This window comes from Chryseobacterium herbae, from assembly GCF_025154075.1.
Classification (GTDB): domain Bacteria; phylum Bacteroidota; class Bacteroidia; order Flavobacteriales; family Weeksellaceae; genus Chryseobacterium; species Chryseobacterium herbae.
Genome location: NZ_JAOAMU010000003.1, coordinates 512,319 through 524,928, shown reverse-complemented (window position 1 = coordinate 524,928; position 12,610 = coordinate 512,319). Strand labels below are relative to the sequence as shown.

Below are 12,610 nucleotides of genomic sequence, written 5' to 3'. Positions count from 1 at the left end.
ACATTTCGGCATGTAGTGAATTATACATATCAGAACTATTGAGAAGAGATCACAAGAATAAATTACTTAAGAAATAAAATCATTTAAATTAACTTAAAAAAATAACACTATGAAATTAAGTTTAGCAATTGTTGCATTAGCCATGGCAATTCCTGCCATCAGTTATGCGCAAGACTCAACGGCAGTTTCACATGGAGAATATCCGAATACATTTTCTTCCGGTTCTGCCAATGTTTCCCCATTTACCAATCAGTCAAAAAGATTTAACGACTGGTCTATTTCAGCTGGTGCAGGTGTACCGCTGATTCAGTCAGCAGATCTTACATCTATCAAGAATGGTAATGGTAAAAACCTTTTCGGATACTCTGCTTATGTAAGTATTGACAAAGCAATCACTCATGCTTTCGGTTTAAAATTACAATATGACAGAGGTGAAACAAGACAGGGATGGTTCAATACGAAAGATGCTGCACCGGATGCGAAAGCCGTAGGAGCAAGAACTCAGTATGATGCAATCTCTTTATTAGGAGATATCAACTTCTCTAACTTATTGAGAAGAGTTGACAATCACTCTCCTTACAGATGGGCACTTCATGGTTATGCAGGTGTTGGTACTATCGCATACAGAGCATATCAGAAAGATATTAAAGGACAGGTTTTAGCTACTGAAGTAAAACCATTCAAGTTTGGATCTATGTTTATGCAGGCTGGTGCCGGTTTAAAGTATAAAATCAACAGAAGACTTGATCTTGAAGGAAGATTGATGTATGTAGTTACCGGTGATGATGAATTCGATGGAGGTGGTGACAAATACAGTACGATCAACAGACGTGAAGAGCAGGTATCTGACAACTTCTTCAACGCTACTCTAGGTCTTTCATTGAAATTAGGAAAGCACGAATCTCACTTAATGTGGCATGACCCGCTTCAGGAAATCTATTACAAACTTGATGTTTTGGCTAACAAAAACCAAGATATTGAAGTATGTAAAAAAGGAGATGCTGATAACGACGGAGTTTGCGACGATTGGGACAGACAACTTGATACTCCTGCTGGGGCAAGAGTGGATGGTGCCGGTGTAGCTCTTGATACTGACCTTGACGGTGTAATCGATCTTTACGACAAGTGTGTAACTGTTCCGGGACCTGTGGAAAACAACGGATGTCCTACAACTCCTACAGGACCTGTAGTAGAAACAGAAACGAAACTTGAAGGAATTGAGTTTGATTTAAATTCTGACAGAATTTTACCTTCAAATACCCCAATCTTAAATAATGCAGTTAACTATATTAACTCTTCAACAGGTTCTTACAGTGTAATCGGTGCTACTGATACAAGAGGTACTGACGCTTACAACCAGAAACTTTCTGAAAGAAGAGCAAATAACGTTAAGAATTATTTGATTAAAAACGGAGTTCAGAATGGAAAAATCAACGCAGTAGGAAAAGGTGAAAAAGACCTTAAATATCCTGAGTGTGAACCAGCTACTAAATGCCCTGAATGGAAAAACAGAGCCAACAGAAGAGTATACTTCGAAGCTAAATAATACACTTATCAGCTAATATATCAAAGCCGTGCCTTGCACGGCTTTTTTTGTTGTAATACTTTTATTACTTTTACCCTATGATTTCTCAGCAGGATTTCCAAAAATTAAAATTTGATACCCTAAAATATTTTTGGGGCTATGACAGTTTCAGAGATTCACAGGAAGAAATCATTGATGCGGTGATTAATGAAAAAGACAGTCTTGTCCTGTTGCCTACCGGTGCCGGAAAATCACTTTGCTACCAGCTTCCGGCCTTACTGAAAGAAGGAACCTGTTTGGTGATTTCTCCTCTTCTTGCTTTGATGAAAGACCAGGTAAGCCAACTGAAGCACCGTGGTATAGAGGCGGACTACTTATCTTCCGAACTGGATGAATATGATGCGGAAGCAGTTTATGACCGTTGTAAGGACGGCCTTACCAAACTTCTATATGTATCTCCCGAAAGATTGACCAACAGCCAGTTTCTACAGAATATTGAAGAAATTCAGCTGTCATTTATTGCTGTAGATGAAGCCCACTGTATTTCAGAATGGGGTCAGGATTTCAGACCGAGTTACCAGAATATTAAAGAATTCAGAAAAAATAATCCAAAAATTCCATGTCTGGCTTTAACAGCTACAGCAACTCCAAAAGTACTCGAAGAAATTAAAAATAAGCTGGAACTAAAAAAGCCGTTTGTTTTTCAGAAAAGTTTCAGGAGAGAGAATATCAGGATCTTTTTAGATGAAGTTTCCGATAAATTCCAACGTGTTTTTGACATCTTAAAACACAATAATGATTCCGGGATCGTCTATGTAAGAACCCGAAAAGACGCAGAAATGCTGGCCGAATTTCTCAAAAAAAACCAGGTTAAAAATGTTGATTATTTTCATGCCGGATTAACGACGAAAGAGAAAAACACCAGACAGTCTCAATGGAATAATAGCGACAACCATGTTCTGATCTCCACCAATGCCTTTGGAATGGGAATAGACAAAGATAATGTACGCTTTGTGATCCATTACTCTCCTGCACCTTCATTAGAGAATTTTTATCAGGAAATCGGAAGAGCGGGAAGAGATGGCAAAGACAGTTTTGCATTTCTCCTTTGGAACAAACAGGAACTGCTCAATTTTGACGAAATCTTAAAAAATCAGATTCCCAACAAAGCTGAATTTCTAAAAATCATCACTTACCTCTACTCTATTTTTCAGGTAGCAGAATATGAACTGCCGGAAAAAGTTTTTCAGCTGAATATCCAGGGAATACAAAACTTTACAAGACTATCGAGAGCTAAGATCAGCAATGTTCTCAATTTCCTGCACAATCAGGAGATCATCTATCACAACGACAACAAAAGCCTGTCTTCACTGGAACTTCTGTTTAATGCTGAAGAAATAGACCAGCTACCACAGAAGGATGCTTATTTCATAGAGCTTCTGCTCCGTACCGTGTCAGGAATCACTACTCATAAGGTAATGTTCAGCGAGCAACAGGTCAGCAATAAGATCGGAGTAAGCGTTCCTCTGATTAAAGAACGTCTGAAAGAACTTCAGCAGAAAAATTATCTGGAATATGTAGACGGTGCTTTATCAAGCATTAAATTTCTAAAACCCCGTGACGAAAGAGCCATCAATGCGGCGTATTGGAAACTTTTTGAGCATATTCAAAAAAATAAAATCCAGAAATGGGAAGAGATCAAGTTCTTCATAGAAAACAATGATTATTGTAAAATGAAACTCATCCTCGCCTATTTTGGAGAAAAAAACACGAAGAACTGTGGCCAGTGCTCAGTTTGTGAAAAGAACAAGCAATCCATTTTCGGAAAAAACATATCCCAGCAGATCATTAATCTGTTGGCTAAAAAACCTTCCACCATCGAAGACTTATCCGTCCAGCTCAACTATCACTCTAAAAACAACATCCTAGAAAACCTGATCTTTCTCTTAGACTCAGGAAAAGTAAAGATGCTGAACTTTAGAACCTATGCGCTTAATAATGAGTAATAAGTAATGGTGAATGGTCAATTGTGAATTTTGCTTCGCAAGTGAATGGTGAATCTTAGACAGCAGATTTCAGACCAATCGGGTAAACTAGAAATTTAGATTCATTTTAATAGTTAAAAAAAGGTTCGGGATGCGAGGTCCGGGTTTTGCGGTTCAAACCAATATCTGTCAACCAGCAACTAACTTGTATACTCTAAAAACTCTCCGACTCTCTCACTCTAAAACACTCCAACTCTAATATCCTCCAACTCCAAAACTCTCCCAAAAACCCTTATCTTTGCACCATGAAATCATTGAAAGTCGTTTTTTTAGGAACTCCGGAGTTTGCAAAGACTTCTTTGGAGGCTATTCATCAGTCTGATCATGAAGTGGTAGGTGTGGTAACTGTTGCTGATAAAGCCAGTGGCCGCGGACAGAAGATCAACCAGTCTCCGGTAAAAGTGTACGCCGCCGAAAATAATATTCCTGTTTTCCAGCCGGAAAAATTGAGAAACCCTGAATTTTTAGAAGAACTGAGAAAACTGGATGCTGATGTGTTCATAGTCGTTGCTTTCAGAATGATGCCAAAGGTTCTTTTCGAAATGCCTAAAATGGGAACTTTCAATCTTCATGCTTCATTGCTTCCTGATTACAGAGGAGCAGCTCCTATCAATTACGCAGTGATTAACGGTGAAGAAAAAACCGGGGCCACTACATTTTTCATCAATGAAAAAATAGATGAAGGAAATATTCTTCTTCAGCAGGAACTGGACATTTTACAGGATGAAAATGCAGGAAGTCTTCACGACAGATTAATGGAAATGGGTTCAAAACTGGTGGTAAAAACTCTGGACGGTTTAGCAGAAAATTCCATTATCGAAAAACCTCAGCCTCATGTTGAGCATCCTAAAAATGCTTATAAAATATTTAAGGAAGATACCAGGATCAACTGGAAAGCTCCTTCAAAAACAATTCACCAGTTCATCCTTGGAATGTCACCTTATCCGGCTGCTTTCACCACAATAAAAATCGGAGAAGAGGAAAAAGGATTGAAAATATTCGCTGGAAAATTTGAGATCACGGATCATGGAAAACCTTCCGGAACATTGGACATTTCTAAAAATGAATTCAAAATTTATACGGAAGACGGTGCCTACTTCCCACAAGAACTTCAGCTTGAGGGCAAAAAAAGAATGACAGTAAAGGATTTTCTGAATGGATTTAGAAACTTTGAGGAGATAAGCTTTTAGGGAGTTGAAGAGTTTTAGAGTATATGAGTGGGAACTTGGTTGCTTGTTGACAGTTGCTAGTTCCAAAACTCAATGTAAAAAAATCTTAAACTTCTGATCTGAAATTCGATATCTGACATCTGATTTCTAAAAGATCCATCTTTAAGTAAAATAAAAAAGGTTTAGAAATTTTCTAAACCTTTTTGCTTCATTTATATTTTCTTCCGTCTTCAATGAAATTGACAACGAAGTTAATTCACAATTAACGATTCACTTTTAAAGCTGAACAAGCTCTGTCACCTCTACATCATATCCTCCAACCTGTGGCTTGATATTCGGGTTTTGAGTGATCACTTTAAATTTATTGATTCCCAGATTTTTCAGGATCTGTGTACCAATACCGTAATCTCTGTAGTTGTAAGCTAACGTAGGATGCTGCTCCTGACCATCCTGATAATTCAGGAATTGCTGAAGTTTTCTCAGTGTATTTTCAGAATTTGAAACGTTATTGATGAAAATAACGGCTCCTTTTCCTGCTTCATTCACCATATTGGTTACTTTTTCCAATAAAGGTTTTTCACCGTTGTTAAGTCTTGTCAATACATCAAAATATGAATCTGAAGACTGAACTCTTACCAAAACAGGTTCGTCAACCGTCCATGCTCCTTTTGTTAAAGCAAAATGGATCTGGTCATTCGAAGTTTCTCTGAAAGCAAAAAAATCGAACTCACCATAAGCTGTTTGTACTTTTCTTTCTTCCAGTCTTTCGATAAGATTTCCTTTTTTAAGCTGATAATGAATCAGGTCTTCGATGGAAACTATCTTCATATCATGTTTCTGAGCAAAAGCGTGAAGTTCCGGCAAACGGGACATTGTACCATCGTCATTCATGATCTCACAGATCACACCACCTTCTTTTAAACCTGCCAACTGAGTCAGATCAATAGCTGCTTCAGTATGTCCGGCTCTTTTTAAAACCCCTCCTTTTCTAGCACGAAGCGGGAAAATGTGACCAGGTCTCATGAAATCTGTCGGTTTGGATTTTTCATCCATCAAAGCTAAAATGGTTTTGGCTCTGTCTCCGGCAGAAATACCTGTAGAAGTTCCGTTTCCAAGAAGGTCAACAGATACGGTAAAAGCGGTTTCCTTAGGATCACTGCTTCTGCTTACCATTACTTCAAGACCAAGCTCGTCACATCTTTTTTCAGGAAGCGGCATGCATATAAGTCCTCTTCCGTGAAGTGCCATAAAATTGATAATTTCTGGCGTTGTCAATTCTGCAGCGCAAAGAAAATCTCCTTCGTTTTCTCTGTCTTCATCATCTACTACTATGATTATTTTACCATTTTTAAGGTCTTCAATAGCCTCTGGAATAGTATTTAATTTAATATCAGACATGTTTACTTTTTATTTGTGCAAAGATACTTATAAAAATGAGCATCTGCCAATTAATATGGATGGTTTGTTAGGCTTTGGATAAAGAGTTTGCCGCCTCTCTGAAAATCTCATAAGATCTCAGTCTTTTCTGATGATCGTAGATATGGGAATTGATAATTAATTCATCCACATTGAATTTTTCCTGAAAATCTTTCAGCTGTTCTTCTATTGCTGCCTGATTTCCGATCAACGTATATTTCAGTTTCTGAAGTACCATCGATTTTTCCATCGGCGACCAAAGATCATCCATATCATCTACTGGCGGAGCAAATGGTTTACGGTCATTTCTGATGATGTTGATAAATACCTGGAACAACGTTGTAGACATCTTGTGAGCCTCTTCTGAAGTCTCAGCCGCTACCCCATTGATACACGCCATCAGGTAAGGTTGAGCCAGTTGTTCGGAAGGCTGAAAATGCTCTCTGTAAATTTTAAAAGCCATTTCCATCTGTTCCGGAGCAAAATGTCCTGCAAAAGCATACGGAAGTCCAAGCTCCGCAGCAAGCCAGGCACTATCTGTACTGGACCCCAGAATATAAAGCGGAATATCCAGACCTTCGCCGGGAATCGCACGCACTAAAGCATCAGAATTGTCTTTCGAAAAATACGTCTGCAATTCTAAAATCTGTCTTGGAAACTGTTTGTTGATGATCGCAGGATTTCTTCCTAAAGCCTGGGCGGTAAGTCCGTCTGTTCCGGGAGCTCTTCCCAGACCAAGATCTATTCTTCCCGGAAAAAGAGATTCGAGGGTTCCAAACTGTTCAGCGATGATCAGGGAACTGTGGTTCGGAAGCATAATTCCTCCGGATCCTACACGTATTGTTTTTGTTCCGTTGGCGATAAAACCGATCAGAACTGTGGTGGCAGAGCTGGCAATACTTTCCATATTGTGATGCTCCGCAAGCCAGAATCTTTTATAATGTAAATGTTCAGTATGGTTTGCTAAAGATAAACTGTCCTGAAACGTATCGTGAATACTTTTTCCCTGCTTTACGGGAGCAAGATCAAGCACCGATATTTCAAAATTTTTCATATCAGATATTTATTTTTTTTTAAAGCGATATGAAATCACCCTCGGTGATTTCATAATTTTAAATTTTAGGTTTAAAACCAAACAAATTTAAACCAATAAAATCGCATTAGTTACTTTTTGTAATTGATAAGTCTGATTGGCGTTGTGAGAAAAAACTATTGAATACTATTTAATCTTCTTTATTTTTTTTGTACTTGGATTATTGCATTATATTTGAACTCCAAAATTTAAATACGTGGAAGAAGCTGTAAAATTTAGCCGAAGAATACTCAAGGTAGACAATGAACCTTTTGAGTTGTGGGTGAATAAAAGTATCATGCAGAATAACGACAAGGGCCAGTTTAGCTGGTGTTGGTATGTTGAATTGCAAAAATTTGATGATACGGAAAATGATGAGGCCAATTTACAACTGCTGATGGTACAAATCCTTCAGAGAATAATGAAAGTGGCTGATATCAAAATTGCCGGAACAACGCTTTACAAAAATCTGTACGAAATCATTTTCTACGCCAAGCAGGAGGATACACAGAAAATTACAGGCGAATGTATAGACATTCCCAATGATTTGGAAGACAGAGAGGACAGGTTTATCAAATACCATTCAAAGAGTGATAGCAACTGGGATAATCTGAAGCTTTATTTTGATGTGATCAATAACAGCTAACAGGGTCAATCAGGATCTCTTAAACAAATAAAAAAAGACTGTCTCACTTTTGGGACAGTCTTTTTTGTTATATCGAATCATTCTTCTCTTTCTTAAACGTATAATGATTGATCAAAATTCTGATCTCATTGAATTCAAAATCGTTCGGCAATGCATTCTTCCATTCCGTAAGGGTTTCATGAGGATTTTTGTAGAATTCGTTTTCAAACGCTTTGATCTTATCCGAAGTAATGACTCTTGAAATATCCAATAATCCCTGCTCTGCAAATTTTGCTAAATGGCCGATTACCGTTTCTTTCACGAGACCTCTTTCCATGGCGATTTCACCAATGGTTTTTCCCTGCTCAAATAACTGAAAAGTCAAAACCTGTGATGGAACTTTTGCAATTTTCAAATTGATTTCTTTGTCATTTTTTTCATCTAAAAGCTTAGTTTCCAACAGATGAACCTCTTTCAGGCTGTTCAGGTATTCTTCAGTATCTTCCAGCCATTCCCTGAATTCTTCATTGTACTGTTTTAAACCTTTTGTTCCTTTGATTTCAGCATAAAATTCCTTCAGCGGATTGAATACTTTATCCCTGATTTCTGTAAAGAAAAAATTAACGGCACCTTTCGTTTTACCTTCAATTTCAGACCATTCTTCTTTATTTTCGATAAAATTATTAACCTTCTGGGAAATGACTCTTTCCAGTTTTTCAAAAATCTTTCCGAGGTTAACAATTTCATGTTTCAGCTGAATATAAAGCTGGTTGGTTTTTACATGATCAATGCTTTTCGTGGTAATGGAAAGTTTATTCCACTCCTCCACTTCATTCAGGAACCACAGACAGTTGACGGTACGGAGTACTTTTTTGATACTGTAATCGTATTTTTCACGGTTCAGAATCGCTTCTACATTATCATTCGCAAGAGTATTTCCCTGGAACTGCAGAATTCTGTTGTCCTTAAAAATAACCTCGGGAGTGATTTTGGATTTTAAAACGATTCCTTCCAGCGTACGGCATCTCGAAAGCGCTACATACACCTGACCGGCAGTAAAACTTTTCCCTGCATCAATGATGACATTATCAAACGTCAGTCCCTGGCTTTTATGAATGCTAACCGCCCACGCCAGCTTGATCGGGAACTGTTCGAAGCTTCCTAAAACTTCTTCTTTGATATTTTTTTCGGTGTCGAGGAAATATTTTTTCTGTTCCCAGACTTCTCTTTTTACTACAATTTCTCTTTCACTTCCATCGAGAACCACTTTGATTTCGTTGTCATCAAGTGACATAATTTCACCTAACTTTCCGTTGAAATATTTTTTTTCTCCGGTGATATCATTTCTGATGAACATGATCTGTGCCCCAACCTTTAATTCTAAAAATTGTTCGTTCGGGAACTGATTTTCCTTGAAATCTCCAAAAAGTTTGGCTTCATAGGTTTTCACTGTCAGATCAATCTCTTCCAGTTTTTCCTGGTTGATTTCATCCGCCATTCTATTGTGTGAACACAGATAAACGTAGGAATTGGTTCCGGCCTTAAAATCAGGATTGTATCTTTCGTTGAGAACATCAAAATTGATATTGGCAATATCTCCGTCACGGATCGCATTCAGAATATCGAGGAATTTTTCATCCGACTGTCTGTACACCTTGGTCAATTCAATGGTCAACAAAGGAATATCCTTCACGGCATGACTATCGAAAAAGAAGGGCGACTGATAACAAATCTTTAAAATATGTTCGTCTCTTACCACCGGCGGAAGCTGGTAAAGATCACCAATGAACAACATCTGAACTCCACCGAACCGCTGGTTATTTCTTCTGATAAACCTCAGAGAAAAGTCCATCATATCGAGAACATCAGCTCTCAGCATGGAAACCTCATCAATGATAAGTACTTCCACTTCTCTTAAAAGTTTAAGTTTGTCCTTTCTGTATTTAAAATGGGGCATCAGGTCGGCAATATTATTCGCCAATCTTCCATCGATACGGTCCGTAGTGGGTAAAAAAGTCCTCAAAGGCAGCCCAAACATAGAATGGATAGTTACCCCTCCGGCATTGATTGCGGCAATGCCCGTAGGCGCTACCACAATATACTTTTTCCTCGTCTTCTTTACAAAATCATTAAGGAAGGTTGTTTTTCCGGTTCCGGCTTTTCCTGTAAGAAAAACACTTCTGTTCGTATGCTCTATTAAGTCAAAAAAATGATTGTTCATCGCTCCAAAATTACGCAAAATGAATTTGAATTTGGTACCTTGGCATAACTTTTGAAAATTCTTTAATAGAAAAGAAATTTATAATGAAAAAATTCTTAATCAATATTCCATTGTTGGCATTATGTACTACACTTACCCTCGTTTCATGTAATACAACAAAAAATACCAGCGCCAATCTTCCAAAAGATATCTCCGAAAGACCCGCCGATGAAGACAGTCAAAAATATGAACAGGCTCAGCTGGATAAGTTAAAAGCATTCATTGAATCTGAAGCATCCAAAGAAAAATGTACCGATGCATCAGAATGGACTTTTGCCCCAATGGGAGCCAAAGCCTGCGGAGGACCTCAGCAATACATCGCCTATCCTAAAAAAATAGAAGCTGCAATATCACCCAGAATCGAAGAATATACCCAGAAAGTAAAGGCCTTCAATGAAAAATATAATATCACTTCGGACTGTATGATGATCACACCTCCAACATCTGTCAAGTGTGTCGCTGGAAAAGCCCTGCTCATAACACCGGAGCAATAGAAAAAGAAAAAAATCAAAGCAAAGGTTATATATCTGTTGAATTATCAACAAAGCTCACTCAGGAGTTTATACTAAGGATTTTAAAAAAGCTCTATCGATATGATGGAGCTTTTACTATTTGTGGGGTGATAAGACTTGAGAACCAAGAATCAAGATTTTAGACTTCAGATGCTAGATATCAGATGTCAGACATGAGACTTGCTCTTAATGAATTTTAGCATTAACAAGTTTCGGGATGCGGGATTCGAGGTTCGGACTAGCAACTGTCAACCAGCAACAAACTCATAACTCATAACTCATAACTCATAACTCTCCAACCCGGAACTCTAAAACCCGGACCTCGGAACTAGCTCCCTACCTCCAGATTCTCTTTATACCAGGAAGAATATTTCACATAATTATCTGCAATTCTGTTCACTTCTCCTTCCAATAATTGGGCAGAAATGTCTTTGATTTTTTTGGCAGGAACTCCACCCCAGACTTCTCCTGATTTGATATGCGTTCCCTGCGTTACTACGGAACCGGCTCCTACGATAGAATTTTCCTCTACCAGACAATCATCCATTACGATAGCTCCCATACCAATAAGCACGTTATCATGGATTGTACATCCGTGAACGATTGCATTGTGTCCGATGGAAACGTTATTTCCTATATTTAAAGGGTATTTCTGATAGGTACAGTGCAGCATGGCATTGTCCTGAACATTCACTTTATTGCCCATCTTGATATAATGTACATCGCCTCTTATCACTGCATTATACCAGATACTGCAGTTTTCTCCCATGGTAACGTCACCGATAATGGTTGCCGTTTCTGCCAAAAATGTGCCCTCTCCTATCTGAGGTTTTTTTCCTAAAAGTTCTTTTACAATTGCCATAATTTTGATTTGAAAATTTGAAAAATAAGTTAATTTGAAAATGTAAATTCTGATTACATGAAATAACTTTTAATTTTTTGTCGGAAAATGAATTGATTTGAAAATCACACGTCTACTCATACTAATTTCTAACTTCTCAACTCTAACTTCTAATTTCAAATGAGTGTGATAGCAAAAATCTAATTTCTAATCTCCAACTTCTAATTTCTAATTGCGTATTTTTGTATCTCAAATTTAACGAAAAAATGCGTACGATACTTATAGAACCAACTGAAAACCCGAAAGTGATGAAATTTGTCGCGGATTATAACCTGATCCCGGGCTCTTTAGAGTTGGACAGAAGTTCAGATATTTCAGAAATTCCTTTAGCTCAGGAACTTTTCAACTATCCTTTTGTGGAAAGAGTTTTCATCACTGCTAATTTTGTAGCGGTAGCAAAACAGGACACCATTGAATGGGAACATGTCGCTGAAAGCCTGAAAAATGTCATTGAAGATGAATTATTAGCCAATCCGAGAATTTACCTTCAGAAGAAGAAGGAAATGTATCAGATTTATGCGGAAATGACGCCTAACCCTAATGCCATGAAATTCGTTTCCAGCAAAATGCTTATTGACGGTTTTGTGGAAGTGAAATCAAGAGAGGCTGCAGAAGGAGTTCCTTTAGCCCAGACGATCTTTAAGGAATTTGATTTCGCTAAAGAAATTTTTATTTCTGATAATTTTGTTGCTGTAACCAGAGATGATTCTGTAGAATGGCATCAGGTAATGATGGCTGTAAGAGGTCATATCGCTGAATATCTTCAGAACGGAGGTGAAATATCCAACCTTGAACCTCAGACTCATGAAAATCCTGTTGAAAAAATCATCAACAGAGAATATACAGACGATGAACAGAAAATTTCAGATATCCTGAATGAATATGTAGCTCCTGCCGTAGAAAACGATGGTGGAAAAATTTCCCTGATGGAATACGACCAGGAAAATAAAACCGCAAAAATGCTTCTACAAGGTGCATGTTCAGGATGTCCAAGTTCTACTGCTACTTTGAAAAACGGAATTGAAAATATTTTAAAACAATTTGTTCCTGATTTGGTAGAAAGAGTAGAAGCTGTGAACGGATAA

At 37.8% G+C, this 12,610-nt stretch carries 10 protein-coding genes; 6 read left to right on the top strand and 4 right to left on the bottom strand.

Annotation, left to right across the window (positions count from 1 at the left end; genetic code table 11):
* Positions 1-109 precede the first annotated feature (109 nt).
* The 3 genes from N0B48_RS12375 (at position 110) to fmt (ending at position 4,760) form a co-directional block, all read left to right on the top strand.
* A complete protein-coding gene (locus N0B48_RS12375) occupies positions 110-1,546 on the top strand; it encodes an OmpA family protein (protein ID WP_259839097.1) in 1,437 nt (478 codons plus the stop codon).
* A gap of 77 nt (positions 1,547-1,623) precedes the next feature.
* Positions 1,624-3,531 carry a RecQ family ATP-dependent DNA helicase gene (locus N0B48_RS12370; RefSeq protein WP_259839096.1) on the top strand — a complete coding sequence of 636 codons (1,908 nt, stop codon included), beginning with the start codon at positions 1,624-1,626 and terminating at the stop codon, positions 3,529-3,531.
* Between the two features lie 284 nt (positions 3,532-3,815).
* Entirely contained in the window at positions 3,816-4,760 is a 945-nt protein-coding gene (gene fmt, locus N0B48_RS12365) for a methionyl-tRNA formyltransferase (protein WP_259839095.1), read from the top strand.
* A 255-nt stretch (positions 4,761-5,015) separates the two neighbouring features.
* Here the strand turns inward: fmt and ribB are convergent, their stop codons facing one another.
* Together ribB and N0B48_RS12355 are read right to left on the bottom strand one after the other, a co-directional pair.
* Positions 5,016-6,137 carry a 3,4-dihydroxy-2-butanone-4-phosphate synthase gene (gene ribB, locus N0B48_RS12360; protein ID WP_047452078.1) on the bottom strand — a complete coding sequence of 374 codons (1,122 nt, stop codon included), beginning with the start codon at positions 6,135-6,137 and terminating at the stop codon, positions 5,016-5,018.
* Positions 6,138-6,204: 67 nt separating this feature from the next.
* Positions 6,205-7,209, bottom strand: a complete 1,005-nt coding sequence (locus N0B48_RS12355; protein WP_259839094.1) for an LLM class flavin-dependent oxidoreductase — start codon at positions 7,207-7,209, stop codon at positions 6,205-6,207.
* Between the two features lie 235 nt (positions 7,210-7,444).
* Between N0B48_RS12355 and N0B48_RS12350 the strand changes: the two genes are divergently transcribed.
* The gene (locus tag N0B48_RS12350; RefSeq protein WP_259839093.1) at positions 7,445-7,873 is read left to right on the top strand and encodes a hypothetical protein; all 429 of its coding nucleotides are present in this window, start codon (positions 7,445-7,447) and stop codon (positions 7,871-7,873) included.
* 67 nt (positions 7,874-7,940) lie between these two features.
* Here N0B48_RS12350 and N0B48_RS12345 read toward each other — a convergent pair whose 3' ends face one another.
* The gene (locus tag N0B48_RS12345; RefSeq protein ID WP_259839092.1) at positions 7,941-10,073 is read right to left on the bottom strand and encodes a helix-turn-helix domain-containing protein; all 2,133 of its coding nucleotides are present in this window, start codon (positions 10,071-10,073) and stop codon (positions 7,941-7,943) included.
* Between the two features lie 83 nt (positions 10,074-10,156).
* Here N0B48_RS12345 and N0B48_RS12340 point away from each other — a divergent pair, with 83 nt between their 5' ends.
* Complete coding sequence (locus N0B48_RS12340) at positions 10,157-10,606, top strand: hypothetical protein (RefSeq protein ID WP_259839091.1); 450 nt, start codon at positions 10,157-10,159, stop codon at positions 10,604-10,606.
* Between the two features lie 346 nt (positions 10,607-10,952).
* Here N0B48_RS12340 and N0B48_RS12335 read toward each other — a convergent pair whose 3' ends face one another.
* Complete coding sequence (locus N0B48_RS12335) at positions 10,953-11,486, bottom strand: gamma carbonic anhydrase family protein (protein WP_223606335.1); 534 nt, start codon at positions 11,484-11,486, stop codon at positions 10,953-10,955.
* A 245-nt stretch (positions 11,487-11,731) separates the two neighbouring features.
* Between N0B48_RS12335 and N0B48_RS12330 the strand changes: the two genes are divergently transcribed.
* Positions 11,732-12,610, top strand: coding sequence for a NifU family protein (locus N0B48_RS12330; RefSeq protein WP_259839090.1), 879 nt, complete (start codon positions 11,732-11,734; stop codon positions 12,608-12,610).